The sequence below is a fragment of the Yersinia aldovae 670-83 genome (assembly GCF_000834395.1).
GTDB classification, from domain to species: domain Bacteria; phylum Pseudomonadota; class Gammaproteobacteria; order Enterobacterales; family Enterobacteriaceae; genus Yersinia; species Yersinia aldovae.
Genome location: NZ_CP009781.1, coordinates 2391262 through 2417535, shown reverse-complemented (window position 1 = coordinate 2417535; position 26274 = coordinate 2391262). Strand labels below are relative to the sequence as shown.

Here is a 26274-nt window from a genome sequence, read left to right as displayed (position 1 = left end):
AAAAGTGGGCGAGGCACAAATATAACATGTTGTCATTTAATAAGGTTTCAGCCCATTACGGCAAAATTCAGGCATTACATCAGGTTAGCCTGCACATTCAGCAAGGCGAAATCGTTACACTGATTGGCGCTAACGGTGCGGGTAAAACTACGCTGCTCGGGACATTGTGCGGTGAACCGAGAGCGACTGAGGGCAGTATTGTTTTCGGTGATCAAGATATTACTGGCTGGCAGACTGCGCGCATCATGCGTGAAGCGATAGCGATCGTGCCAGAAGGGCGCAGGGTGTTTTCCCGCATGACGGTTGAAGAGAATCTGGCGATGGGGGGATTTTTTGCTGATCGCCAGCAATATCAACAGCGTATCGAGCGGGTGTACGACTTGTTTCCACGTTTATTTGAACGTAGAACCCAGCGGGCTGGAACCATGTCAGGTGGCGAACAACAGATGTTGGCGATAGGCCGCGCACTGATGAGCCAGCCAAAATTGTTACTATTGGATGAGCCTTCTCTGGGGCTGGCTCCGATTATTATTCTACAAATATTTGATACTATTCAACAATTAAGAGAAGAAGGGATGACGATCTTCCTGGTTGAGCAAAACGCAAATCAAGCGTTAAAGCTGGCAGATCGCGGTTATGTACTGGAGAATGGGCGTATCGTTTTGGAGGATACGGGAGCTGCTTTGCTGGCGAATGAAGCGGTGCGTTCCGCTTATTTGGGCTGCTAGCTGTCGGTCTCTTAATCAGATTGTAATTTAAGGCCCATATTTGGGCCTTATTATTTATTATTTTATGCTAGAGGCATGATAGTAAAGTTCAGCGTGTCGCTATAGCTGCCTTTATCGGTCGTCTCGGTACTGAAAAGTTGTATTTTAGGTGTCCAACACATTTTTTTTACATCTTTGTCTAAGTAAGTAAGGTAATAATCCTCTGGTAAGAAAAAGTCAGAGGAACTATATTCAGTTATCAATATGACTTGGTAATTAATTACTTTTTCTTTGTCTTTTAATTGGAAGTGATTTCTATCTTTGGATAATCCGTTCAGATTATTGGCTTGAATACGATGTATCACCCTTTTTACGCCCATAGGCTGATAATGAATACAAAAACGGTTGGCTTCTGAATTATCTAATGGAACGTTTAAACCACTACCATTTTCTGTGTTATCGAGTAATAGGTCTAAATCGACTGGTTTTAATTTCCATATAGCCGAGGATAAACGGAATTTAGGATCAACTTTGATTGCCTCCGGAGCAACTGCTGTCTGAGGCTCAAAATTTTCACATTGTTTACCTGTCGAGCCAAAAGAAACACCTTTTAATGAAAGCAAAGAGTGCTGTTGTTGATCCCTATTGAGCACACCGCCCACAGTTGCACCTATTCTGATAGGTGGAAGAGCATGAGAGGAAACTTTGAATGACACGTCATAGTATGTATTATTTAATGCGTTGGCACCGCTATTGAAAGTGATTTTTTGAATATTATTACCACTATTATTATGACTAACGCCATTGAGAGAAAGGCCACTAATAGCATTAAGTGTAATGTTAATTTCGGGTGAGCCATCGGCTTTATAAAAATAAAGTGAGAGTAAGGCGTGTTCCGGACTTAATGTAATTGACTCACCATTGGATGCGTTAATTAGCTGTTCCCACTGTTCAATATGTGAGTTTTTATCAGCAAATAGGTCATCAACCAGATGGGCGCGAAAAGAAACCTCTACACTATTATCTTCATCATCTAATATTGTTATGGAACAATTAGAGTAACTCTTGATATAGGGATAAAAATAAGTATTGGCCATAGCTATTGGTTGTATTATTAATAACAATAACCCCATAAAATATATTTTTGTTTTAACATTCACTTGATTGTCTCTCCATGACTGTCAGTTAGTCGTCTCAGCTATTTGTTTCAAACAATAATGTTAGCTGGCCATGATATTTACCGGTTATATCCAACCCGCTGGGGGCCTGCGCAGAAATCCGCAGTAAATAGTCTGTACTGATCTGGCTTGATGTATCTTTAGCTACGCTGAATGTTTCCGGTTCTGCCGATAGCTGGCGCATATTGGTACGATCCGTTCCCCAGCTTATTTCAGCAGGAGAGAACTCCTGAGCTGAGGTATACATAACACCTGAGTGACGGGCGAGTATTAGCGGTTTTTTCACGGAGATACGGTAACTTTCTTGTCGGCGTAGCTTTACGGTTATCGGGACTTCGGCCTGATAAATAGAATGATTTTCCGGGGTGTTTTTGAGTTTAATACTGCCGTACCAGCCACCTTGCGGTTTTTCAACCTCTATTCTGGGCTGTGCAGTAACGTCTAGCGTAACATCGATATCCCCTAGAGGAATAGGATCTGCTCTGACCTGCAAAGGGAGTAAGAGTAATATCAGTGCAATTTTTATTGTGTTCATAACCTTCCTTATTCTTAACCGATAGGGCAACGCAAGTTGAACACTTTATCCTCGACCATGCCCTGAATATGGCTCACGCCCAGTTGACGCTGCTGATCGGGATAAAGATTAAAGTCTTCAATAACCTGCCCCTGAGTTTTTAGTTGATACCACTGTAGGCGGGTATTACCGGTATTGTGTAACTCTACCTTTCCTGCAATACAGCGGTGTATCCATTGGTACTGTTGTAAGGCTGGCAAGTGCCTGACTAACCCCATATAACTGAGTTGCACGCCAAGGACGACGCCATTCCCGCTGATACTGCGGCTATTCACCGGTATGACGGCTAATCGATATACCTGTTCTTTATCTGGTGTGCGGAGTGTTTTAAGGAATATCTTTCCGCTCTGTTTCGGGCCTAATGTCAGTTTTGCTGGGGCGGCAAACAGCGCGGGTTGTGATTGTTCGCCCACTGACGTTAGTGACTCCCGCTCAGGCGGTTCACCGGGATTATTGAGCCGATAGAGCTGTACAGAGATGTACTCAGGATCTGAACCGTGGTTGGTCACAGTTACCACTGCACTGTCCTGCTGTATTTCCAGCACATGTGGCTGAATATCTATGGCACCAAAGGTACTGAGTGACAGGACGCTAGCCACAATGAACAGTAAACGTTTCATTATCCGCCCTACCGCTAAGTTGTTTAGCTGACAGCGTGACAGGTGTGCCAGGGTATAGATTCAGGCTGTCTGTCAGTGTTGGATTATCACCGGACTTTAGCTGATCGAATTTACTGTGCACGGTACCGGTGGAATTGAGTGTAATAGTGCCATTAGGTGAGCATTGATGCTGCCAGTGACGAGTTTGCACAGCCAGAGATGGAACATGATGAATGAGTACTCCGTAACCAATGCTGATGGTCACTGGCGCATGAATTTTCTTATCATTCTCTTTATTTTTGACTGCCTTGATGTCGACTACTGGATTGATATACAAACGATAAAGTGTTTCCTGAGCTGGCGCTTTCAAGGGTAATAACCTAATGTCACGCTTTTGTTTCGGCCCTAAAGTAATACGGTTAGGATTAAAAATCATTTCAGGCTGAGTGATGTCACTGATCAGTGTCTTTTGTTCGGAATTCACCCCAGGGTTATCGACACGCTGCAATGTGATATCCAGATAAAGCGGTTTATCACCGCTGTTATAGACCTGAATTGTCCGATGTTTATCTAGTGCTTCAACTGTAGTGCGGGTAGGGATCGCCATTAGTTGCCCATAAGCTGTGGTTATAGGAGCTAAGAACAATACTAAAGTGGAAAATAAATAAGCATATTTCATAACCAATCCTGTCGGTATTAATCCAAATAACAAAGGTAAATGTGACCGTGTTGCTGGCGCATATCGCAGCGGTAACGTGCTAAGTGTGCTTGAACGGTAATACTCTTTAGCATGACGCCAGAATGTATGGAAAACAGCCCATTGGGATGAACTGTGTCACCGGTTTCTTCAATAACCCCGCTAACAGGTTGCCCCTGCGAGTCTTTAAGGAAACCGTTGTAAAGTAGATCTAAAGTGATGTTTGCCTGGCTGGAAAAGACTTGGCCGGGATGAGCGCGCACGATATTGACCGGCAGCTGAATATTCATATCTAGATCACTGCGGCCACTGTGTGTACGGACGAAGAAACGATCCTGATAACGTGGAATCGGTATGGCATACACACCACTGCCACCTATTGGATGGCCCTCGGCATGGAAACTGTAAGGGGTGTCTGCCAGATCCGGTGTTTCTATCAGCAATGCAACTCCGCTGTAGCTGCTGCGGCCTAATGCTATGCCTTGTGGGCTAATGGCCAACATGCCGTTATAGCTGATACCGCCATTGGCTATTTTGTTATCGACCCCTGCCCGTGCCGACACATCACCACGGCTACCGCTGCGATGAGCAAAACTGCCGAAACTGTTTGTTTTTCCACTGGTGCTGGCATCAATTCCAATGGAACTGGTGCCATAGTTATCACTAAACTCTTTTTGATAACTGGCACCGGTGGTCCACTGCTGGCTAACATAGGCACTGTTGATGCTGGCACTTTTTTTGAGGAATGACAGCGTGGTATTCAGGAATACGCCGTAATTACTTTGGCTGTTCCATTGCCCACCTTTTTGTACGCCGAGGGATAAAGCAAGGCCATATTGCGGCTGCTGCCAGTCCCAGCGGCCTTGAATTCGATGTTGCCGACCATTTTTATATTGATTGAATTGATAACTGAGTTGGGTTGGACCAAAACGACGGCTATAAGAGGCGGACGTGCTACCCGCATTAGGTGCGTATATCGAGACATCTGGTGTTTGATAACGGGCGACCGATGCATACCCTAAACCCGCATTTCCACCGGTTAAGCGCATATACCCACCACTGCTTTTTTCGCCAGACATCAGCCCCAGTGTTGGGGTGATATTCAGACTGGAAGTTCCTAATGGATGTGAGGCATTGCCTTCGGCTGCCCAATGGTTGGCTGTATCTTTAAGTAGCGTGATATTGGTTTGTAGGCTTTTCATATTTATGCTGCGGCCAAACTGCACCAAGTGAGGGTGATTATTATCAGGTGCTGCGCCTCTGCCCACGGTCAAGAACCAGCCGTTATTAGTCTGAGTGCCAATATTACTGATGGTCTGACTCTCCTGATTGACCACTCTGCCGGTTCGATCCACTAAACGAATCTCAACGTTGTAATAGCCTCCTGGAAGTTGGCTATAATCAATTTCGTTACGCCCCAGTTGTGCAGGGATACGGCGGATAAGCTGATTATCACGATAGATTTCGAAATCGCCATCGCTTGTGGCATATAGCACCAGGCTACCGGCGGAGGGTTTATCAATAGCCAAATAGCTTTGGCTACCCAGAGTTACGAATTGGTCTAAAGCTGGATTGATTAGGGTATGAATACTACCCGCGCTGTTATCGAGATTGTTTTGTCGGCCAGCCCGTAAATAGTGAGCCTGAAAATTCTTTTGCAGGTACCAGCTACCGATGCCCATCTGGGTTTGTTGCTGGTATCGTGATTGATTTGCAAATGAGTAATTATTTTTTGTGCGAGTAGTGTTATAAAACCAATGGGCAAAGGCAAAAGATTGAAATGGGAGGCCAAGGTATCCTTGCCCACGCGCTGAAACGGCACGATAATTTTTGGCGGTCAATCGCAGGTCAAAGGATTGGTTGTGTACCAATCCCCAAGTGGTAACCGGTATTAAATACCGATTGTTGTTATTGGTTATCGTTACAACATGATTTACGTTGTCTATGGTGACGCGATGGTTTGCTAAGTTGTAGTCACAGCCGTTTTTGCACTGTAAATAAGGTATTTGAGGTAAGATTTCTTCTAATAAAGCAATGGATATCTCATCAACCTGATTATTACGATAGAGTGATTTATCGAAACTTAACTGCTGTTGTTCTTCAGAGAAGAACAGCGGACTGGGTAAGGTTTTTCCGTCTAATATACCCAATAATTGCCGTGCATTACTTTCTTCTGCTGCGGAGAAACCGGCTGGGACTAAATGTTCAATAGTAATATCCTCGGCCCCAGCCGAGTTAAGCATGGAAAATAAGCAAATAAATAAAGTGACTTTGTTAGTTATTACGTTATTTGTCATGGGATTCCATTCCATTATTAATAATGGCAATATGCGCGCTCTTATAAATATATTTTATATTGATGGTTTGATTAACACTATTGGGCTTTATTTTTTACTGGAATTGGCATACAGCCAAGGGAAACCCCTGACTGTATGTATTAACTATAAGGAAATTATAATGTTCTTATCAGGCTGATGGTTCCATAACAAGTCTAACCGTACCAGCGTATACTTCACCATCTAAGGCATCAACGCTTGCTTTACCAGCCACTGTTAGTATTTGGTTTGTTTTTCCATTGGCTAAGTTAATCGTTTGGTCAGTGGTATGATCTATAGTTAAACCGCCCACCATAACTCCAACTTTTGTAAACTCTTTACCCGTGCCATTGCTTTCTTCTAACTTAAACTCCTCTGCAAGTCTAAGTTTAACTTTATTGTATCCATTAATTGAGGATATTTCTATTGGCTGAGAAATATTGTAATTACCATCACCCAATGCTGTATCATAATCCAACTTCAATTGCTTAATTTCCACACCAGTAGGACTGGTCATTTTTACTGAGGATAAGACTTCAACTTCAACATCAATATCTTTGTTTACAGATGCAGCATAAACACTGCTGCTAGCTAATATAGCCATAGTAACGATAGAAAGTAGTGTCTTTTTCATGATAAATACCCAATAGTCCGTTATATATAAACCCTATCCGAATGGAGGGGAGTTAGTGGCTTTCTCTGCTTATGAGCATATATTGAAAATGATAACGAGGGTGTTAAATTGTCACGTTAATATACCTCCTCATAAGCTGGGAGGAACACTAACATTTTAATTGTCATTGTTTCAAGCAAGAGTTTGTCCTATTTTATTATACTTGATTTCTTATATTTATATATATTATTAATAATATCAATTCATGGTATTAAGTTATAGGTTTAGGTCTGTTTATTTTTTATGTTTAAATTTTAGTTGTCGTTGTTTCTATTTTTAAGGTGAATAATGTAATTAAATTAGTTGTTGGTGTTATTTAATCACTTTATGCATCATGATCGACTCTTTATTTTCATCGTTCATTCATACCTTTGTCATGTTTCTGTCATGTCGGGGTTATATTTCTGTAATGAAAAACTGTCATGTTTGCTTCCGAACAAAAACTGATTTATTTCGCTCATCCACAGAAATTCATTGAGATGAGCCATACAGATTTATTCAGAGGCCAGATATGTTTAACAATGCTATTGGTAAAACGTCGATTTGTGTTGCGCTGACCTTGGCATTCAGTGCCAATGCGATGGCGGTAACTGAAATTCCTTTCTGGCACTCGATGGAAGGGGAGTTAGGTGTAGAAGTTAACTCGTTAGCTGATCGCTTTAACCAGTCGCATAGCGATTATAAAATTGTGCCGGTCTATAAAGGTAACTACGAACAAAGTCTGGCGGCAGGTATTGCTGCTTTCCGTTCAGGGAAAGCGCCAGCTATTTTGCAGGTTTATGAAGTTGGCACCGCCACAATGATGGCGAGCAAGGCGATTAAGCCGGTTTTCCAGGTATTTAAAGACGCCAATATTAATTTTGATGAATCGATTTTCGTCCCGACGGTTGCGGGTTATTACACTGATGCCAAAACCGGTCACTTATTATCTCAGCCATTTAACAGCTCCACGCCGGTGTTGTATTACAACAAAGATGCTTTCAAAAAAGCAGGTTTGAACCCGGATCAACCACCAAAAACGTGGCAGGAACTGGCTGCAGATACAGCAAAATTGCGCGCTGCTGGCTCAAGTTGTGGTTACGCCAGCGGGTGGCAGGGATGGATTCAAATTGAAAACTTTAGTGCCTGGCATGGTCAGCCCATTGCCAGCCGTAATAATGGTTTTGATGGCACCGATGCGGTATTGGAATTCAATAAGCCTTTGCAGGTTAAGCATATTCAATTGCTGTCTGATATGAACAAGAAAGGTGATTTCACCTATTTTGGTCGTAAAGATGAATCGACTGCCAAGTTCTATAACGGTGATTGTGCTATTACCACCGCCTCTTCCGGATCACTTGCGGATATTCGCCATTACGCCAAATTTAATTACGGTGTTGGCATGATGCCTTACGATGCGGATGCCAAAAATGCGCCACAAAACGCCATTATTGGCGGAGCCAGCCTGTGGGTGATGGATGGTAAAGACAAAGATACTTATAAGGGCGTAGCTGAATTCCTACAATTCCTGACCCAGCCGGAAATTGCTGCTGAATGGCACCAGAAAACAGGCTACTTGCCTATCACCACCGCTGCTTATGAGCTAACCAAGCAACAGGGCTTCTATGACAAGAATCCAGGTGCTGATGTCGCCACTCGCCAAATGCTGAACAAGCCGCCATTGCCGGACACCAAGGGCTTGCGTCTGGGGAATATGCCACAGATTCGCACGGTGGTAGACGAAGAACTGGAAGGTGTATGGACGGGTAAGAAAACGCCACAGCAAGCATTAGATACCGCCGTATCACGAGGCGATGTGTTGCTGCGTCGTTTCGAGCAAACCAACAAGTAATATTATTTGGCTACTTTACTTGCCAGTTTGAGTGAGATGTTTTGGCACCCAAACTGGCCGTATTCGTCAGTCCAATGACTCTGTGTTGCCATTAGCATCTTGTTCGATAAACGGTTAATTTTATGTCATCTTCCCGTCCCGGTTTTTCCTGTAGTTGGTTACCTTACCTGCTGGTATTACCGCAACTGGCTATTACCGCTGTTTTCTTCCTGTGGCCCGCCGGTGAAGCGCTGTGGTATTCGGTGCAAATGCTCGATCCATTCGGCCTTTCCAGCGAATTTGTTGGGCTGAGTAACTTTATTGCGCTGTTTCACGATGAATATTATTTAGCTTCATTTTACACCACACTGATTTTTAGCTCGCTGGTGGCGGGAATTGGCTTAGTGGTGTCGCTATTTCTGGCGGCGATGGTGGATTATGTGCTGCGCGGCAGCCGTATCTATCAAACTTTAATGATTCTGCCTTATGCCGTAGCCCCTGCCGTGGCGGCCGTGTTGTGGATTTTTTTGTTCAATCCCGGTCTGGGGTTGATCACTCATTTTCTGGCCTCACTCGGCTACAACTGGAATCACGCCCAAAACAGTGGGCAGGCGATGTTTCTGGTGGTATTGGCGTCGGTGTGGAAGCAAATCAGTTATAACTTTTTGTTTTTCCTTGCTGCACTGCAATCCATCCCGCGCTCATTAGTTGAAGCCGCAGCCATTGACGGAGCCGGGCCAGTGCGCCGCTTCTTCAATTTGGTCTTGCCGCTGATTTCACCGGTGAGCTTCTTTCTGCTGGTGGTGAATCTGGTCTATGCCTTCTTCGATACTTTCCCGGTAATTGATGCCGCAACCGGCGGTGGCCCGATGCAGGCGACCACCACTCTGATTTATAAAATTTACCGCGAAGGTTTTGCCGGGTTGGACTTATCCAGTTCAGCGGCTCAGTCGGTTGTCCTGATGTTGCTGGTGATTGGCCTGACGGTTATCCAGTTCCGCTTTGTTGAGCGTAAGGTGCGTTACCAATGATTGAGAATCGCCGTGGGCTGGATATCTTTTGCCACGTCATGCTGATTATCGGCGTGCTGTTGATTCTGTTCCCGCTGTACGTGGCTTTTGTGGCGGCGTCTCTGGATGATACCCAAGTGTTCCAGGTGCCAATGACGCTGATGCCTGGCCCGCATTTATGGCAGAACATCAGCCATATTTGGCATGCTGGTGTGGGCAATAACAGCGCACCTTTTGGCTTGATGCTGTTTAATAGCTTTGTAATGGCATTGGCGATTACCGTCGGCAAAATCACGGTATCGATGCTGTCTGCCTATGCCATCGTCTATTTCCGCTTCCCGCTACGTAACCTGTTCTTCTGGCTAATTTTTCTCACTCTGATGCTGCCGGTGGAAGTGCGAATTTTCCCGACGATTCAGGTGATTGCCAACCTGAATATGCTAGATAGCTACACCGGTCTGACTCTGCCGCTGATGGCATCCGCTACCGCCACTTTCTTATTCCGCCAGTTCTTTATGACCTTGCCAGATGAGCTATTGGAAGCAGCGCGCATTGATGGGGCGGGCGCTATGCGCTTTTTCTGGGATATCGTTTTGCCGCTATCAAAAACCAATTTGGCAGCGCTGTTTGTTATCACTTTTATCTATGGTTGGAACCAATATCTCTGGCCAATCCTGATTACCAGTGATGCTTCTATGGGGACGGCGGTCGCGGGGATCAGAAGCATGATTTCCAGTTCAGGCGCTCCAACTCAGTGGAATCAGGTGATGGCAGCAATGATTTTGACTTTAATTCCACCGGTCGCGGTGGTCCTTCTGATGCAGCGTTGGTTTGTACGCGGCCTGGTAGACAGTGAGAAGTAATCTGATATGGCATGTTTAAAGCTTCAGGCAGTAACCAAATCTTATGACGGCGTGACGCCAGTAATAAAGCAGATTGATTTAGATGTCGCTGATGGTGAATTCATCGTGATGGTCGGCCCGTCCGGTTGCGGTAAATCGACACTGCTGCGGATGGTGGCAGGGCTGGAACGCACCACCAGCGGGGATATCTATATCGATAATCTGCGGGTGACGGATATGGAACCTAAAGATCGTGGCATCGCTATGGTGTTTCAGAACTATGCGCTATATCCCCATATGAGCGTGTTTGACAATATGGCTTATGGCTTGAAAATCCGTGGTTTTGGTAAAGAGCAGATCCGCCAGCGCGTGGATGAAGCCGCTCGAATTTTGGAACTAGAGCCACTGCTCAAACGCAAACCGCGCGAGTTATCCGGTGGCCAGCGCCAGCGAGTCGCAATGGGGCGCGCGATTGTGCGCGAACCGGCGGTGTTTCTATTCGACGAGCCGCTGTCCAATCTGGATGCCAAGCTGCGGGTACAGATGCGCCTTGAGCTGCAACTATTACACCGGCGCTTAAAAACCACCAGTTTGTATGTCACTCATGATCAGGTTGAAGCCATGACGCTGGCCCAGCGGGTGATTGTGATGAACAAAGGTGTGGCGGAGCAAATTGGTACGCCAAGTGAAGTATATCAACGCCCTGCGACCCTATTTGTTGCCAGTTTTATTGGCTCACCGGCGATGAACCTGCTAGCCGGAACGGTCAGTTCGGACGGGCACGCCTTTATTTTAGCCGATGGTATGACTTTGCCGCTGGAGGTGCCACGGCCACAATGGGCAGATCGGCGCTTGACCGTGGGTATCCGTCCGGAGCATATTCAGCAAACGGTATCTCAGCAAAAAACGCCAGCGCAGGGGGTGCCGATGGCTTTATTAACGCTCGAATTATTGGGGGCGGATAATTTGGCGCATGGGCTGTGGGGTGGGCAGAGTGTGATTGCTCGTTTATCCCATGAAGAGATGCCCGCAGCGGGCAGTACGTTATATTTATATCTGCCGCCTGCGGCGCTGCACTTTTTTGATTCAGAAAGCGGACTACGGATGGAATCATGAGTAAAAACTGGCCTTACCCAACGATTGTTGCTCATCGCGGTGGCGGTTCGTTAGCGCCAGAAAATACCTTGGCGGCGATTGATGTGGGCGCGCGTCACGGCCACAAAATGATTGAGTTTGATGCCAAGTTATCGCAAGACGGCCAGATATTTCTGCTGCATGACGACACACTGGAGCGCACCAGCAACGGCTGGGGTGTGGCCGGAGATTTACCCTGGGAGAAGCTGATCCAGTTGGATGCCGGTGATTGGTATAGCACCGCATTTCGTGGTGAGCGCCTGCCATTGCTCTCTGAGGTGGCGGCCCGCTGTATCCAGCATGGCATGGCGGCAAATATTGAAATTAAACCGACCACCGGGACTGAAACTCCCACCGGTCGGGCCATTGCTTTAGCCGCCCGTCTGTTGTGGCAAGGTCAGGTGATTCCACCGTTATTATCCTCTTTTTCGTATGAGGCATTAGTGGCGGCGCAGCAGGCAGCACCTGAGTTGCCACGCGGTTTATTGCTGGATAAATGGGATGATAACTGGCAGGCGATGACGCGCGAATTGGATTGCGTTTCTTTGCATATCAACCACAAACAGCTGACAGCCGAGCGGGTGGCGTTACTCAAAGCCGCCGGGCTGCGTATTTTGGTTTATACCGTCAACCAACCCGCGCGGGCGCAGGAATTGTTAAATTGGGGCGTTGACTGTGTCTGTACTGACTGTATAGATTTGATATATCCTCGTCCTTGAAGCTACAGGGGCGTTAGCTGCGCTCACTCACCCGAATCACATACTTGTGTATGCTCATCGGGATGTGCTCGTTTGCTGCCTACCTGTAACACCAATGACTTTGATATAGTATCCTCGTCCTTGAAGCTACAGGGGCGTTAGCTTGCTGCCTACCTGTAACTCCAATGACTTTGATATAAACAGAACAGGAAACAGAGCGGTCAGCCACTCTTACATGTACGGGCTGACCTGGCCCGGTTTGACAGGAAGTGAACCATGCCCGCCTTTGTTATTTCGCTCTGGCACCAGATTGTGTTGTCTTCACCGCTGTTTGTTCTGCTCGCGCTGGGCTACGGTTTGGTTCGATTGGGTAAATGGCCATCCACGATTACTGATGGCCTGACCCGCTTTGTCTTCTCCCTCGCGTTACCTGCCATGCTGTTTCGTATGATGTGCGATTTCTCTGAGCGCCCGGCGGTGGATGCCCGCTTGCTGATTGCCTTTTTTGGCAGTTGTCTGGTGGTGTTTGTTATCGGGCGAACCATCGCCAGCCGGGTATTTCATCTGGATGGTGTATCCGGCTCGGTATTTGCCCTCGGGGGGATTTTTTCCAACAACGTGATGCTGGGGCTACCCATTGCCACCATTATGCTGGGGGAGAAATCTATTCCCGCAGTGGCGTTGGTATTGGTATTTAACGGATTGATCTTGTGGACATTAGTCACTATCTCCGTGGAGTGGGCGCGCAATGGCTCACCAACGTTAGCCGGGTTTGCGAAAACCGCTCGCAGCGTACTGACTAACCCACTGATTATCGGGATTATATCCGGTACTTTATTTAGCCTGACCGGTTTGCAATTGCCGCAATTTATCGACCAACCGGTCACGATGTTAGGGCAGGTGGCTCCGCCGCTGTCATTGATTGTGCTGGGCATGGGGTTAGCGGAATACCGCGTGAGTGAGGGCTGGCAAATCAGCAGTGCCATCTGTTTTTTGAAGCTAATTGTGCAGCCGATGGTGATATGGGCGCTGGCATGGGCAATGAATTTACCCGCGCTGGAAACGCAAGTTGTGGTATTGCTCGGGTCAATGGCAACGGGTGTAAACGTTTATCTGATGTCGCGCCAATTTAATGTGCTGACCGGCCCGGCCGCCGCGAGTTTAGTGATGTCCACGGTGCTGGCGGCGGTGACAACCCCACTGATTCTGACCATTATTGGTGTCGGGATGTCTTAACCGCAGAAGATGAGTTGTTCCAGCGAATGATATCCCTGATAGTGGATATCATTCGTTTGGTTTATTATTACTCATATGTAAACCTACTTCGCTAATGATTAGCGTCCAACTTCCGCTACAATTGCGCTTTATCACCTCAAAGAGCCAACTATTGTGTTGTTACTGGTCATTACCACCATCTTATGAGCGTTCTCTTTTAGCCTGATTGGCGAATATCTGGCCGGACAGGTGGACAGCTGGTTCTCTGTGCTAATGCGTGTCGGGCTGGCGGCGCTGGTTTTTCTGCCTTTCCTGCGTTGGCGCAATATCAATTGGCGGGTGATTGTGCTGTATATGACGGTGGGCGCAATCCAGCTAGGTATCATGTACTTGTTCAGCTTCCGCGCGTATCTCTATTTGACGGTACCGGAGTTTCTGCTGTTCACCGTGATGACGCCGCTGTATGTCACATTAATCTATGATTTGCTGCGCCGTCAGCGCTTGCGGTGGGGCTATGCCCTCAGTGCCTTGCTGGCTGTGGCTGGGGCGGCAATCATCCGTTATGACCATCTCAGTGAACATTTTTGGTGGGGATTGGTGCTGGTTCAGGCGGCAAATATCTGTTTTGCCATCGGGCAGGTGGGCTACAAACGGTTGATGGAAGTCCATCCTATCCCGCAGCATGTGGCCTTTTCATGGTTCTATGTTGGTGCTTTGATTGTTGCTGTCATTGCCTGGTTTGCTTTCGGCAATCCACAAAAACTGCCCACCACGCCGTTGCAGTGGGGGGTGCTGGTTTGGCTTGGTGTCGGGGCTTCGGCCTTGGGCTACTTCATGTGGAACTATGGTGCGACACAAGTTGATGCCGGCACCCTGGGTATCATGAATAACGTGCATGTTCCGGCTGGGTTACTGGTGAATCTGGCCATTTGGCAAGAAAAGCCCCATTGGCCCAGCTTTATCATTGGGGCAATGGTGATAATGGCTTCGCTATGGGTACACCGGCGTTGGGTCGCTCCGCATTCTTTACAAACGGCAGACTCTCGCAAGCGTGTTGCCGGGCCGAACGAATAAAAGCTTCAGTGACCGGTTGGCGCTGTTCCCCGTCTCGGACGGCAGCGTATAACCGGCTCCACAAACCATTTCCCAGTGTTTTCGTCACCACCAGCCCCTGACGCTCGAAGCTCTCAACTACCCAGTGTGGCAGGGCGGCGATCCCCATTCGTGCTGAGACCATTTGGATCAGCAGCAAGGTGTTATCAACATTTTTCAATGCGGGATTAACCCCCGCCGGTTGCAGAAAATGCCGCCAGATATCCAACCGTTGGCGCTGCACCGGGTAAATCATTAACACTTCTTGCGCTAAATCTTCCGGTTCGATACGCGCTTTATTGGCTAATGGATGGTCAGGTGCCAATACCAAGCGCACCTCAAAATCAAACATCGGCGAATAATGCAGGCCACTGCGCGGCAAAATATCCGATGTCAGCACCAGATCCAACTCCCCTTGCTGCAAGGCTGGTTGTGGATCGAAAGTCACGCCTGATTTGAAGTCCATCGCCACTTGTGGCCAGCTTTTGTGGAAATTATCCAGCGCGGGTGTCAGCCACTGAATACAACTATGGCATTCGATGGCGATACGCAGCGCGGTTTGGTGTGGTTCGTTACAGGTTTGCAGCGCTTGCTTGATTTGCGGCAGCACTTGTTCCGCTAATTGCAACAGGATTTCACCTTGTGTTGTGAAACGTAACGGCTGGCTTTTACGCACAAACAGACGAAAACCCAGGCGCTGTTCCAGATCACTGAATTGATGGGACAACGCCGATTGAGTCTGATGAAGCTGTGTTGCTGCCGCCGCCAGTGAGCCGGTATTACGCAGAGCTTGCAGGGTGCGTAAGTGTTTTAGTTCGATCATGAGAGTCCTTCACAGTGACAGTGAACAAATTGCGCTTGTGATTAATACAGTACCTGCTGATTATGGATGTGTAAACATCTGGACGGCTAAATGGGAAATAAGACGATGACAATTTTAAATCACACACTGGGTTTTCCGCGTGTAGGTCTGAAACGTGAACTGAAAAAAGCACAAGAAAGTTACTGGGCAGGCAACTCCACGCAAGAAGAATTGCTCAATGTGGGTCGTGAATTGCGCGCCCGCCATTGGCAACAGCAACAGCAAGCTGGCGTTGATTTAGTGCCAGTCGGTGATTTCGCCTGGTATGACCATGTCCTGACCACCAGTTTGCTGCTGGGTAATGTCCCGGAGCGTCATCAGAATGCTGATGGTTCGATTGATTTGGATACCTTGTTCCGCATTGGCCGTGGCCGCGCACCCACCGGTAAACCGGCGGCAGCGGCAGAAATGACCAAATGGTTTAATACCAATTATCACTACATGGTGCCAGAGTTCCAACAAGGTCAGCAGTTCAAATTGGGCTGGACTCAGCTGCTGGATGAAGTGGATGAAGCACTGGCATTAGGTCACAAAATCAAGCCGGTACTGCTTGGCCCGGTAACCTATCTGTGGCTGGGTAAAGTGAAAGGTGAGCAGTTTGATCGCTTGTCATTATTGAAAGACATTCTGCCGGTGTACCAGCAAGTGTTGGGCGAATTGGCCAAACGCGGTATCGAGTGGGTGCAAATTGACGAACCGGCATTGGTGCTGGAATTGCCACAAGCGTGGCTGGATGCTTATCAACCGGCTTATCAGGCGCTGCAAGGTCAGGTTAAATTGTTGCTGACCACCTATTTCGACAGTATCGGTCATAACCTCGACACCATCCGCGCTCTGCCAGTGCAAGGGCTGCATGTTGATGTGGTTGCCGGTCAGGATGATATTGCTGAGCTGAATGCAACATTGCCGCAAGCGTGGTTGCTATCACTGGGCGTTATCAATGGCCGTAACGTATGGCGTGCCGATCTGAGTCACTGGTTTGAGCGCTTGCAACCGCTGGTGAATAGCCGCCCGCTGTGGCTGGGGAGTTCTTGTTCCTTATTGCACAGCCCGATTGATTTAAGTGAAGAAACGCGTCTTGATGCCGAAGTGAAGAGCTGGTTTGCTTTCGCCCTGCAAAAATGTGCCGAACTGGCGCTGTTGACCCAGGCATTGAATGCACCAAGTGAAGCCAAACGGGCTGAATTAGCGGCTTACAGCGCCCCAATCCGCGCTCGTCGCGCTTCCAGCCGTGTGCATAATCCGCAAGTAGAACAGCGTCTGGCGGCGATCACCGCGCAAGATATTGAACGCCAACGGCCTTATGAGGCGCGTGCAACTGCCCAACGTAAGCGCTTTAATTTGCCGGCCTGGCCGACCACCACCATCGGCTCATTCCCACAAACGACCGAGATCCGTGGCTTGCGTTTGGACTTCAAACAAGGCCGCCTGGATGGTAAAAACTACCGCACCGGTATTAGCGAACACATCAAACAAGCGATTGCTGAACAGGAACGTTTGGGGCTGGATGTGTTGGTTCATGGTGAAGCCGAACGTAATGACATGGTGGAATATTTCGGCGAGCATCTGGACGGTTTTGTCTTTACGCAAAATGGTTGGGTACAGAGCTACGGTTCGCGTTGCGTTAAGCCGCCGGTCATTATTGGTGATATCAGCCGCCCTGAAGCCATCACCGTTGAATGGGCGAAATATGCTCAATCACTGACCGATAAACCGGTAAAAGGCATGTTGACCGGGCCGGTGACTATTCTGTGTTGGTCATTCCCACGCGAAGATGTCAGCCGCGAAACCATCGCGAAGCAAATTGCGTTGGCACTGCGTGATGAAGTGGAAGATCTGGAAAAAGCCGGTATCGGTATCATCCAGATTGATGAACCCGCGCTGCGTGAAGGCCTGCCTCTGCGCCGTGCTGACTGGCAAGCTTATCTACAGTGGGCGGTTGATGCTTTTAAATTGAATGCTGCGGTTGCGCAAAACGATACTCAGATTCACACCCATATGTGTTATTGCGAATTCAATGACATCATGGATTCTATTGCTGCGCTAGATGCTGATGTAATTACCATCGAAACCTCCCGCTCAGATATGGAACTGTTGGAATCATTTGAAGATTTCGCGTATCCGAATGAAATTGGTCCCGGTGTTTATGATATTCACTCGCCGAATGTGCCAAGTGTGGAATGGATTGAAGCTTTACTGCGCAAAGCGGCCCAACGTATCCCGGCGGAACGTTTGTGGGTTAACCCCGACTGTGGCCTGAAAACCCGTGGTTGGCCGGAAACCCGTCAGGCGCTGGCAAACATGGTACTGGCAGCACAACGTCTGCGTGAAGAACAGGTCTGATTAATAACGGTTTACTCTGTGTTGTGAAACTTTGGGCGCATATCTTGCGCCCTTTTTTATGGCGGTTATTTATCATCTTCGTTAATAGGATTCGCTGCGACTCCGTGCTGCGCAAACCAGTCAAGCATGCGCTGCCAGCCATCAAGAGCCGATTCTTCATGGTAGCTTGGGCGGTAATCAGCATTAAATGCGTGCCCTGCATCTGGATAAACAATGATTTCGGCATCAGCATTTGCTGCTCGTAATGCCTGACGCATGGTATCGATATGCTCCTGCGTGATACTACCGTCTTTACCGCCATACAGCCCCAGCACCGGGGCGTTAAGGTTGACGGCAATATCAACCGGATATTTCGGTAGTAGCAAGGTTTTCTCCCCGACCAATTTACCATACCAGGCCACTGCGGCTTTCAGTTGCGGATTATGGGCGGCATATAACCATGCAATGCGCCCACCCCAGCAAAATCCCGTGATGGCTAATTTGCTGGGGTCACCACCGTGAAGGAATGCCCAGTGGGCGGTATGATCAAGATCGACCATCACCTGTCGGTTAGGTACTTTACTGACTAAGTTTCTCACTAATGCATTGATATCATCGTATTCTTTGGCGTCCCCTTGGCGGAAAAACAGCTCAGGAGCAATGGCCAGATAACCCTGCTTTGCCAATCTGCGGCAGATATCTTGAATGTGCTCATGCACACCAAAGATTTCTTGCACCACAATCACCACCGGATATGGCCCCGAGTGTTGCGCTGGCTTGGCAATGTAAGCCGGCAACTCATCGCCTTGAGAAGGGATGGTGGTTTCTATGCAGTGAATACCTTGTTGGTCGGTATGACGTATCGTCGAGGCCAGAGGATTTACTGCGGGTGTGAATCCGCTTGTCGCCTGCCTGAGAGTCATAGATTGATCAGTTTTCACGGTGGTCTCCTTATGAAATGAGGAAAGTATGACTCGGTAAACCGTATTGGGTTGAGCTATCCATTGCCCTTGATATTTGCTATTGACGACTTTAACTATAGGTAATCTTTGGGATTAATGAGATGAGGTTTACAGTAATTAAGCATTTTATTGCGACATGAGTACGGTAGATAAGTCAGTTGCTGATAACAAGATATTCATCCAACATTGCTCAATGAGTCCTACTATTGATATTCATATATAAATCACTACTGCGGTGGACAGTGTTTGCATGAAGTTCAGGCTAGATAGCCTTAGATTGTGATTTAAGTCACATTTTTAATGTATTTGTATTTATCATTTCTTTTATCAAAGTGATTGTCGTCACGAAATTATGTGATGATTTTGAGTAAAGTATTCCTTTGTACCTCCCTATATTCCTAAATAATGCGAGTTGCAGGAAGGCGGTAAGTGAATGACAACTCGGTGAAAACCGATTTGAACCGCATTTATGCTAGCCCGTAGGATGATCCTCTTTGAGGCTCATTAATCCCGATGAATTTACATAAGTAATTGATTCGGTAGGGTTAAAAGTAGCCAGCGCACATGCAGCTTGAAGTATGATGGACATAACATCTCTCATGACAGAGGAGTCTCACACATGGCTAAATCCGACGTTTTTCATCTGGGCCTGACTAAAAATGATCTGCAAGGGGCGACTCTGGCGATCGTTCCGGGTGATCCACAGCGTGTTGAGAAAATCGCTAAATTGATGGATAACCCAGTACATCTGGCTTCACATCGTGAATTTACCTCATGGCGTGCCGAACTCGATGGCAAAGCTGTGATTGTCTGCTCAACCGGTATCGGCGGCCCGTCAACTTCTATTGCAGTTGAAGAGTTGGCACAACTTGGTGTGCGGACGTTTCTGCGTATTGGTACTACTGGCGCTATCCAGCCACATATTAATGTCGGTGATGTTTTGGTCACCACCGCAGCGGTGCGTTTAGACGGTGCCAGCTTGCATTTCGCACCAATGGAATTCCCGGCGGTGGCTGATTTCGATTGCACCACGGCATTAGTTAACGCGGCTAAATCAGTCGGTGCGACGACTCATATTGGCGTTACCGCGTCTTCAGATACTTTCTATCCAGGGCAGGAACGTTACGATACCTACTCTGGCCGCGTAGTTAGCCGTTTTAAAGGTTCTATGGAGGAATGGCAATCTATGGGCGTGATGAATTATGAAATGGAATCTGCCACTCTGCTGACAATGTGTGCCAGCCAAGGATTGCGTGCCGGTATGGTCGCAGGGGTGATTGTTAACCGCACTCAACAAGAGATCCCGAACGAAGAAACCATGAAAGCAACTGAAAGCCATGCAGTAAAAATTGTCGTTGAAGCGGCTCGTCACCTGCTGTAATACAGACGGCTTATGGGTAAAACCCGCAATAAGCGAATCAATGAATACCAAATGAGCGGGTCAGTTTACTGGCTCGTTTTTTATTTCAGCGCTTTATCTGGTAAGGTCATCACTCTTATAACGAGCAATAATAAGAGGAAAATATGACGACACCTGCTCTATCTCATCCTTCCCTATTGCCACTGGATGGTGGTATTAACTTTCGTGATCTCGGTGGTAACATCGTTGCAGATGGTCGGCGTATTAAGCGCGGGCTATTGTTTCGTTCAGGATCACTTGACCGTTTGAGCACCAAAGATTGTGCTGTTCTTAGCAGTGGCTCTGTCGCTCAAATCCTTGATTACCGTGATGCAGATGAAGTTCAGGCTAAGCCCGATATCGTGTGGCAAGGTGCCAGTTATCACAATATTCCAGCCAACCCCCTCAGCAGTGAAGTTAACGCCAATCTGGAAAAACTGACTAACGAGACGTTAGCGACATTTGATGCCAGAGCTTTCATGTTAGAGCTGTACCGTCGCCTGCCATTTAATAATCAAGCTTATAAACAGTTAGTCTGTTTGCTACAAAATAGCGCGTCACCAGAGCATGCCGCTGCTGGCGTGGTACAGCATTGTGCCGTCGGGAAAGACCGTACTGGAGTGGGTTCGGCTTTGGTGCTGTTTGCTTTAGGTGCCGATGAATCGACGGTATTGGAAGATTATCTGTTGACTGAAACAACACTGGCACCTTTTCGTGAACACATGCTGGCGGAACTGGCACTAAAACTAAATTCTCAGGCGCTAGGGCAGTTTGCATTTGTTTTATCGGCCCGTGAAGAATTCATCCAAACCGCACTGCGCAGTATTCAAGAGCGCTATGGTAGCCGCGAGCAATGGCTACAGCAGGAATTTGGTCTTGGCAGCATTGAGCGCGAAAAGTTGCAGTCATATTTCCTGGAATAATTATTTCCCAAGAGAGTAATCTTCTCATTTCTTCTGTATTGAGCCACCACTAAGTGGCTCTTTTTAACCGCTTAATGATGCAAACTACCGCTTAACCAGTTCGCTGATATTTCTCTTAGGGAGCAAGCGTATGTTAACGCCTGACAAATTCCCTGGAGAGAATGCTCATGCAACATGCGATTACCTTTGTTATCGCCTCCGCCTGTATCCTTACGATCTGCTACCGTTTATACGGTATCTTTTTTGTTCGTAAGGTTCTGCGCGTCGATGACAGTGAAGTAACACCTTCCCACACCTTTGAAGATGGTAAAGATTACGTTCCAACTAAAAAATGGGTGAACTTTGGTAGCCACTTTGCAGCCATTGCTGCGGCTGGCCCCTTGGTTGGCCCTGTGTTGGCGGCCCAGTATGGTTATTTACCCGGCTTCCTGTGGTTATTGATTGGCTGTGTTATCGGCGGTGCCGTTCACGATACCGTTGTTCTGTTCGCTTCGATGAAACATCAGGGTAAATCTCTATCTGAAGTGGCTAAATCAGAACTCGGGCCAGTCGCGGGCTGGTGTACCGGTCTGGCAATGCTATTTATCATTACGATTACTATGGCCGGGTTATCAATGGTTGTAGTACATGCGCTGGAACGTAACCCTTGGGGTACTTTCGCGGTGTTCATGACAATCCCTATCGCGATTTGTGTTGGCTTATGGGAACGCATGACCGGCAGCATGAAAGGGGCTTCTTATGTCGGTATCGCCGCCATTATGGTGTGCGTGTTCGTCGGCCCTTATATTGAACACACCTGGCTTGGCGAATGGCTCATGCTGAAAGCCGATACCGTCAGTATCATTCTTCCAATGTATGCTTTCTTCGCGACAGCCCTACCTGTCTGGATGTTATTGACCCCTCGCGGTTATCTCTCCAGCTTTATGAAAATTGGCGTATTCGGTGCCCTGATTGTGGGTGTTGTGTTTATTAACCCTGAGATTCAATTCCCAGCAGTAACACAGTTTATCCACGGTGGTGGTCCTGTACTGGCTGGCCCCGTTTGGCCGTTTATTTCTATTACTATTGCTTGTGGCGCTATTTCTGGTTTCCACGCCTTTATTGGTTCAGGTACTACACCAAAACAGATCGATAAATGGAGTGATATCTTACCCGTTGGTTTTGGTGCGATGCTGGCCGAGTGCATGGTTGGGGTTATGGCTCTGATCGCTGCAACCTCGCTACATCCTGCTGATTACTTTGCTATTAACTCATCTGCCGAAGCCTGGAGCGCACTCGGTATGGATGTGGTTAATCTGCCGAAACTGAGCGAAGAAATTGGTTTGGACTTGTATGGACGTACCGGTGGTGCCGTGACTCTTGCCGTCGGTATGACAGATATTTTCATTCGTGTACCGTGGTTTAGCAGCATGGCCGCCTACTTCTTCCAGTTTGTCGTGATGTTTGAAGCGGTGTTTATCCTGACAGCAGTTGACTCAGGTACTCGTGTTGCTCGCTACCTGCTGCAAGATTTCCTGGGCGATATCTGGGCTCCACTAAAACGTACTGATTGGTTACCGGGTACACTAGCATGTAGTGTTATTGCTTGTGCGCTGTGGGGTTACCTCCTTAACTCCGGTGATATCAACTCAGTCTGGGCGCTGTTCGGTGTATCAAATCAGCTAATGGCTTCTGTTGGTTTGATTATCGGTGCCACTATTATTCTGCGTCTGGCAACCAAACGGATTTACATGCTGACTTGCGTGATTCCATTGGCTTACCTGTTTGTCACCGTAAACTATGCTGGTTACTGGATGATCACCCATGTGTACTTCAATTCAGCAGCGAAAGGTTACAACCTGTTTAATGGCATCATCTCTATCATCATGATGACACTGGGTGTCATTATCCTGATATCAGCACTGAAGAAATGGCGTGAGCTGTGGATTCGCAGATCAGCCGAGATGGCAGGCAATAAGGTAGTCACTGCCAACGCCTGATATCTCTGACATTCCAAATTCAGAGCATTAACCCTTTCAAACGGCCAGAATCTTCTGGCCGTTTATTTTTTGTTGAGCCAAGACCGCGACACATTGAGTATGCTGGTAGCCACTTTTATCAAAAACAGGAAAACGCGTGTGACTTTGAATGACGTCATTACTACCATTACCGATTTTGTGCGCAACCATGAAGTGTGGGCCATGCCAATTGTGTTTTTTCTGGCTTTTGGCGAATCTCTCGCCTTTCTTTCACTGTTATTGCCCGCAACGGTAATTTTGCTTGGTCTGGGAGCATTAATTGGCGAAAGTGGTATTCCTTTCTGGCCAATCTGGGGCGCTGCCGCCGCTGGCGCTTTCTTTGGTGACTGGCTCTCTTACTGGATTGGTGTCCACTACAAAGATCGTGTCGGTACCCTATGGCCACTTTCTCGCAACCCGCAATTACTCGTGCGCGGACATGCTTTCTTTGAGCGCTGGGGGTTCTTTGGCGCATTTATTGGTCGTTTCTTTGGCCCTTTACGTGCGGTTGTCCCTTTAGTTGCCGGCATTTGTGCAATGCCTAAGCGTTATTTCCAACTAGCTAATATCACCTCCGCCTTAATTTGGGCATTTGGTATTTTGGCTCCGGGGGCATTTGGTATTCAATGGCTTTCTCACTGGATGGATTAAACACATGAGTGCCACGCTGGTTGCCAACAGATGCCTGTTTTAACCTATTTTCCGATAGGGAAGTGAGTGAATTTTGAACTGCGTATTATTTATGCGAACAGCTTCGCAATGTGGCATGTAACGGAAAAACACTCTGGACATCCATACAGTATCCCCTTACCTTGACTGGCAGTAGGTTAATGGGGAGATAACCGTGGATATCAGTTTATTTTATGGCCTCGGAGGCTGCCTGGTTGGTGGGCTTATAGGTTGGCTAATTGCCAGTCTGTATCAACAGCGGGCTAGAGCACAACAAGATATCGAGCGGCGTTTACTGGAGCAGGCTATGCAGCAGGCTCAACAGAATGTCGCAGAATTACAGGCAGTTCAGCAGCGCAATGAACAGCAATTACGGCAAAATGAATTAGAGCAGCGCAATTTGCACAGCCAGCTAGCGGGAAATGCCGAGAAACTCCAGCAGCTAGCGCATTGGCGCAATGAATGCGACCAGCTTAATCAGGAATTACGTGCGCAACGGGAAGTGAATAGTGCTCAAGAGGCTGAATTGCGCGAAGTGACTATTCGCTTGGAAGAAACGCGACTGGCCGCAGAGGAAAAACAGCGTCTGTTGCTTAACAGTGAACAGCGTCTGACCGCTCAATTTGAAAATCTGGCGAACCGCATTTTTGAACAAACTGGTCGCCGGGCAGATGAACAAAATAAGCAAAGCTTGGATCGCTTACTGTTACCTCTACGGGAGCAGCTAGATGGTTTCCGTAGACAGGTACAGGATAGCTTTGGGCAAGAGGCTCGTGAACGCCATACTTTAACCCATGAAATCCGTAGCTTACAGCAGCTCAATGCTCAAATGGCGCGGGAAGCTCTAAACCTGACCAAGGCCCTCAAAGGGGATAATAAAACCCAGGGAAACTGGGGTGAAGTCGTTTTAGCTAAGGTACTTGAAGCTTCGGGGTTACGCGAGGGTTATGAATATCAAACCCAGGTTAGTGTAAAGATTGATACTAATAGCCGTATGCAGCCAGATGTCATTGTGCGCTTGCCGCAGGGTAAAGATGTTGTTATTGATGCCAAAATGTCACTGACAGCCTATGAGCGCTATTTTAACAGTGAAGATGATATTGAGCGCGAAGCGGCATTAAGTGAGCATTTATCGTCACTACGTGCGCATATCAGGATGCTAGGTCGCAAGGATTATCAGCAGCTTCCCGGTTTACGTTCTCTCGATTACGTATTGATGTTTATTCCTGTTGAGCCTGCCTTTTTGGTGGCAATTGATCGCCAACCGGAATTGATAAGTGAAGCGCTACAACACAATATTATGTTGGTTAGCCCGACAACATTGCTGGTGGCTCTACGCACTATTACCAATTTATGGCGATACGAACATCAAAGCCAGAATGCACAGCGAATCGCTGATAAAGCAGCCAAACTTTATGACAAACTGCGCTTATTTGTTGACGATATGGAGTCATTGGGGCAAAGCCTCGATAAAGCACAACTAAGTTATCGTCAGGCAATGAACAAACTGTCGCAAGGCCGTGGTAACCTGATTGGGCAAGTAGAAGGTTTTCGCACTTTGGGGGTCGAGGTAAAACGGCCTATCAGCCCTTTGCTGGCAGAAAAAGCCAGTGCGGAGCATCAACCAGAGGGTGATTTGACTCTATCCGATGATGCAGAATCAGATGATCCTGCACCGCTGAAGTATCAGAGTTAGTTGCACGTTCCTCTTCTGCATGATGTTGGGAAAGCTGCGATTAAGCAGTTTGCTTAATGCCAGGTGAGGTGGGGCTTTCATCGGAGTTCTGGTACACTTCCTCGAAAGATTGACTGAAAAGCAGGCATAGAAAATGGTAGATCAGGAGAAGGAAACCACTCATTTTGGTTTCCGCACCGTAGCCAAAGAACAAAAAGAAGGCATGGTGGCAGAAGTTTTTCATTCCGTAGCAGCTAAATACGATCTGATGAATGACCTGATGTCGTTCGGCGTCCATCGTATTTGGAAGCGTTTTACCATTGATTGTAGCGGCGTGCGTCGCGGTCAACGGGTCTTGGATCTTGCTGGTGGTACAGGCGATTTGACTGCCAAGTTCTCCCGTTTGGTAGGTGAGCAGGGTGAGGTGGTTCTGGCGGACATCAACGAATCTATGTTGCGTATGGGGCGTGAAAAGCTACGTGACAAAGGTGTCGTTGGTAATGTTAGTTATGTTCAGGCCAATGCCGAATCTTTACCTTTCCCTGAAAATTACTTTGACTGCATTACCATTTCATTTGGTTTAAGAAACGTTACTGAAAAAGAAAAGGCACTGCGCTCAATGTTTCGGGTATTAAAGCCCGGAGGCCGCTTACTGGTTCTTGAGTTCTCTAAGCCACTTCTGGAACCTTTAAGTAAAGCCTATGATGCTTACTCCTTCCATATTTTGCCTAAGATTGGTGAGCTTGTGGCACAGGACTCTGAAAGTTACCGCTATTTAGCTGAGTCTATTCGGATGCACCCCGACCAAGAAACACTGAAGGGCATGATGATGGATGCCGGGTTTGAAAACGTAACCTATTCCAATTTAACCGGTGGCATTGTTGCGTTACATCGGGGCTTCAAGTTCTGACAGGAATATGG

The 26274-nt window shown here is 47.4% G+C and carries 23 protein-coding genes; 15 read left to right on the top strand and 8 right to left on the bottom strand.

The window, feature by feature from the left end:
* The first annotated feature begins 26 nt into the window (after positions 1-26).
* Positions 27-728: a high-affinity branched-chain amino acid ABC transporter ATP-binding protein LivF gene (gene livF, locus AT01_RS11010; protein ID WP_042548594.1), complete on the top strand. Its 702-nt coding sequence runs from the start codon at positions 27-29 to the stop codon at positions 726-728.
* Positions 729-790: 62 nt separating this feature from the next.
* On the opposite strand, the gene AT01_RS11005 is transcribed toward livF, so the two are convergent.
* From AT01_RS11005 to AT01_RS10975, 6 genes are all read right to left on the bottom strand, one after another.
* Positions 791-1867: a hypothetical protein gene (locus AT01_RS11005; protein WP_042547182.1), complete on the bottom strand. Its 1077-nt coding sequence runs from the start codon at positions 1865-1867 to the stop codon at positions 791-793.
* Positions 1868-1901: 34 nt separating this feature from the next.
* Positions 1902-2420 (bottom strand): hypothetical protein, encoded by a 519-nt coding sequence (locus AT01_RS11000; RefSeq protein ID WP_004703943.1) that lies wholly within the window; start codon positions 2418-2420, stop codon positions 1902-1904.
* A gap of 14 nt (positions 2421-2434) precedes the next feature.
* The gene (locus tag AT01_RS10995) at positions 2435-3079 is read right to left on the bottom strand and encodes a fimbrial biogenesis chaperone (RefSeq protein ID WP_042547181.1); all 645 of its coding nucleotides are present in this window, start codon (positions 3077-3079) and stop codon (positions 2435-2437) included.
* Positions 3051-3737 carry a fimbria/pilus periplasmic chaperone gene (locus AT01_RS10990; RefSeq protein ID WP_042547180.1) on the bottom strand — a complete coding sequence of 229 codons (687 nt, stop codon included), beginning with the start codon at positions 3735-3737 and terminating at the stop codon, positions 3051-3053. The genes AT01_RS10995 and AT01_RS10990 overlap by 29 nt, the downstream gene beginning before the upstream one ends.
* Positions 3738-3754: 17 nt before the next feature.
* On the bottom strand, positions 3755-6067 hold the full coding sequence (locus AT01_RS10985) for a TcfC E-set like domain-containing protein (protein ID WP_082039592.1): 2313 nt from the start codon (positions 6065-6067) through the stop codon (positions 3755-3757).
* Positions 6068-6221: 154 nt separating this feature from the next.
* Positions 6222-6704, bottom strand: a complete 483-nt coding sequence (locus tag AT01_RS10975; protein ID WP_042547177.1) for a CS1 type fimbrial major subunit — start codon at positions 6702-6704, stop codon at positions 6222-6224.
* Positions 6705-7254: 550 nt separating this feature from the next.
* Between AT01_RS10975 and ugpB the strand changes: the two genes are divergently transcribed.
* The 7 genes from ugpB (at position 7255) to AT01_RS10940 (ending at position 14526) form a co-directional block, all read left to right on the top strand.
* Positions 7255-8574: a sn-glycerol-3-phosphate ABC transporter substrate-binding protein UgpB gene (gene ugpB, locus AT01_RS10970; RefSeq protein WP_042547176.1), complete on the top strand. Its 1320-nt coding sequence runs from the start codon at positions 7255-7257 to the stop codon at positions 8572-8574.
* Positions 8575-8696: 122 nt separating this feature from the next.
* Complete coding sequence (ugpA, locus tag AT01_RS10965; RefSeq protein WP_004703935.1) at positions 8697-9584, top strand: sn-glycerol-3-phosphate ABC transporter permease UgpA; 888 nt, start codon at positions 8697-8699, stop codon at positions 9582-9584.
* Complete coding sequence (gene ugpE, locus AT01_RS10960) at positions 9581-10426, top strand: sn-glycerol-3-phosphate ABC transporter permease UgpE (protein WP_042547175.1); 846 nt, start codon at positions 9581-9583, stop codon at positions 10424-10426. Before ugpA ends, ugpE begins: the two co-directional genes overlap by 4 nt.
* 6 nt (positions 10427-10432) lie before the next feature.
* On the top strand, positions 10433-11521 hold the full coding sequence (locus tag AT01_RS10955) for a sn-glycerol-3-phosphate import ATP-binding protein UgpC (RefSeq protein ID WP_042547174.1): 1089 nt from the start codon (positions 10433-10435) through the stop codon (positions 11519-11521).
* Positions 11518-12258, top strand: a complete 741-nt coding sequence (ugpQ, locus tag AT01_RS10950; RefSeq protein ID WP_042547173.1) for a glycerophosphodiester phosphodiesterase — start codon at positions 11518-11520, stop codon at positions 12256-12258. The genes AT01_RS10955 and ugpQ overlap by 4 nt, the downstream gene beginning before the upstream one ends.
* Before the next feature lie 255 nt (positions 12259-12513).
* Positions 12514-13473 (top strand): AEC family transporter, encoded by a 960-nt coding sequence (locus AT01_RS10945; RefSeq protein WP_042547172.1) that lies wholly within the window; start codon positions 12514-12516, stop codon positions 13471-13473.
* A 201-nt stretch (positions 13474-13674) separates the two neighbouring features.
* Entirely contained in the window at positions 13675-14526 is an 852-nt protein-coding gene (locus AT01_RS10940) for a carboxylate/amino acid/amine transporter (protein ID WP_235427306.1), read from the top strand.
* Here the strand turns inward: AT01_RS10940 and metR are convergent.
* Positions 14414-15367: an HTH-type transcriptional regulator MetR gene (gene metR, locus AT01_RS10935; RefSeq protein WP_042547171.1), complete on the bottom strand. Its 954-nt coding sequence runs from the start codon at positions 15365-15367 to the stop codon at positions 14414-14416. The two genes, AT01_RS10940 and metR, sit on opposite strands and share 113 nt — an antisense overlap.
* A gap of 105 nt (positions 15368-15472) precedes the next feature.
* On the opposite strand from metR, the gene metE reads away from it, so the two are divergent.
* On the top strand, positions 15473-17749 hold the full coding sequence (gene metE, locus AT01_RS10930; protein ID WP_082039591.1) for a 5-methyltetrahydropteroyltriglutamate--homocysteine S-methyltransferase: 2277 nt from the start codon (positions 15473-15475) through the stop codon (positions 17747-17749).
* Between the two features lie 65 nt (positions 17750-17814).
* On the opposite strand, the gene AT01_RS10925 is transcribed toward metE, so the two are convergent.
* The gene (locus AT01_RS10925; protein WP_042547169.1) at positions 17815-18669 is read right to left on the bottom strand and encodes a dienelactone hydrolase family protein; all 855 of its coding nucleotides are present in this window, start codon (positions 18667-18669) and stop codon (positions 17815-17817) included.
* A gap of 640 nt (positions 18670-19309) precedes the next feature.
* Here AT01_RS10925 and udp point away from each other — a divergent pair.
* From udp to ubiE, 6 genes are all read left to right on the top strand, one after another.
* The gene (udp, locus tag AT01_RS10920; protein WP_004703927.1) at positions 19310-20071 is read left to right on the top strand and encodes a uridine phosphorylase; all 762 of its coding nucleotides are present in this window, start codon (positions 19310-19312) and stop codon (positions 20069-20071) included.
* 143 nt (positions 20072-20214) lie between these two features.
* The gene (locus tag AT01_RS10915; protein ID WP_042547168.1) at positions 20215-21012 is read left to right on the top strand and encodes a tyrosine-protein phosphatase; all 798 of its coding nucleotides are present in this window, start codon (positions 20215-20217) and stop codon (positions 21010-21012) included.
* A gap of 167 nt (positions 21013-21179) precedes the next feature.
* Positions 21180-22991: a carbon starvation CstA family protein gene (locus AT01_RS10910; protein WP_042547167.1), complete on the top strand. Its 1812-nt coding sequence runs from the start codon at positions 21180-21182 to the stop codon at positions 22989-22991.
* A gap of 138 nt (positions 22992-23129) precedes the next feature.
* Complete coding sequence (locus AT01_RS10905; RefSeq protein WP_042547166.1) at positions 23130-23660, top strand: DedA family protein; 531 nt, start codon at positions 23130-23132, stop codon at positions 23658-23660.
* A gap of 193 nt (positions 23661-23853) precedes the next feature.
* Positions 23854-25374: a DNA recombination protein RmuC gene (gene rmuC, locus AT01_RS10900; protein WP_042547165.1), complete on the top strand. Its 1521-nt coding sequence runs from the start codon at positions 23854-23856 to the stop codon at positions 25372-25374.
* Between the two features lie 133 nt (positions 25375-25507).
* Entirely contained in the window at positions 25508-26263 is a 756-nt protein-coding gene (gene ubiE / locus AT01_RS10895; RefSeq protein WP_042547164.1) for a bifunctional demethylmenaquinone methyltransferase/2-methoxy-6-polyprenyl-1,4-benzoquinol methylase UbiE, read from the top strand.
* Positions 26264-26274: the final 11 nt, after the last annotated feature.

What these genes read in the sequence shown, in the direction of transcription:
- AT01_RS10915 (WP_042547168.1), top strand. Translation starts at nt 20,215, where the DNA reads ATGACGACACCTGCTCTATCTCATCCTTCCCTATTGCCACTGGATGGT.
- AT01_RS10985 (WP_082039592.1), bottom strand. Translation starts at nt 6,067, where the DNA reads ATGGAATGGAATCCCATGACAAATAACGTAATAACTAACAAAGTCACT.
- metR (WP_042547171.1), bottom strand. Translation starts at nt 15,367, where the DNA reads ATGATCGAACTAAAACACTTACGCACCCTGCAAGCTCTGCGTAATACC.
- AT01_RS10955 (WP_042547174.1), top strand. Translation starts at nt 10,433, where the DNA reads ATGGCATGTTTAAAGCTTCAGGCAGTAACCAAATCTTATGACGGCGTG.
- AT01_RS11000 (WP_004703943.1), bottom strand. Translation starts at nt 2,420, where the DNA reads ATGAACACAATAAAAATTGCACTGATATTACTCTTACTCCCTTTGCAG.
- ubiE (WP_042547164.1), top strand. Translation starts at nt 25,508, where the DNA reads ATGGTAGATCAGGAGAAGGAAACCACTCATTTTGGTTTCCGCACCGTA.
- ugpA (WP_004703935.1), top strand. Translation starts at nt 8,697, where the DNA reads ATGTCATCTTCCCGTCCCGGTTTTTCCTGTAGTTGGTTACCTTACCTG.
- metE (WP_082039591.1), top strand. Translation starts at nt 15,473, where the DNA reads ATGACAATTTTAAATCACACACTGGGTTTTCCGCGTGTAGGTCTGAAA.
- ugpQ (WP_042547173.1), top strand. Translation starts at nt 11,518, where the DNA reads ATGAGTAAAAACTGGCCTTACCCAACGATTGTTGCTCATCGCGGTGGC.
- AT01_RS10975 (WP_042547177.1), bottom strand. Translation starts at nt 6,704, where the DNA reads ATGAAAAAGACACTACTTTCTATCGTTACTATGGCTATATTAGCTAGC.
- ugpB (WP_042547176.1), top strand. Translation starts at nt 7,255, where the DNA reads ATGTTTAACAATGCTATTGGTAAAACGTCGATTTGTGTTGCGCTGACC.
- livF (WP_042548594.1), top strand. Translation starts at nt 27, where the DNA reads ATGTTGTCATTTAATAAGGTTTCAGCCCATTACGGCAAAATTCAGGCA.
- ugpE (WP_042547175.1), top strand. Translation starts at nt 9,581, where the DNA reads ATGATTGAGAATCGCCGTGGGCTGGATATCTTTTGCCACGTCATGCTG.
- AT01_RS10945 (WP_042547172.1), top strand. Translation starts at nt 12,514, where the DNA reads ATGCCCGCCTTTGTTATTTCGCTCTGGCACCAGATTGTGTTGTCTTCA.
- AT01_RS10910 (WP_042547167.1), top strand. Translation starts at nt 21,180, where the DNA reads ATGCAACATGCGATTACCTTTGTTATCGCCTCCGCCTGTATCCTTACG.
- AT01_RS10990 (WP_042547180.1), bottom strand. Translation starts at nt 3,737, where the DNA reads ATGAAATATGCTTATTTATTTTCCACTTTAGTATTGTTCTTAGCTCCT.
- AT01_RS10995 (WP_042547181.1), bottom strand. Translation starts at nt 3,079, where the DNA reads ATGAAACGTTTACTGTTCATTGTGGCTAGCGTCCTGTCACTCAGTACC.
- udp (WP_004703927.1), top strand. Translation starts at nt 19,310, where the DNA reads ATGGCTAAATCCGACGTTTTTCATCTGGGCCTGACTAAAAATGATCTG.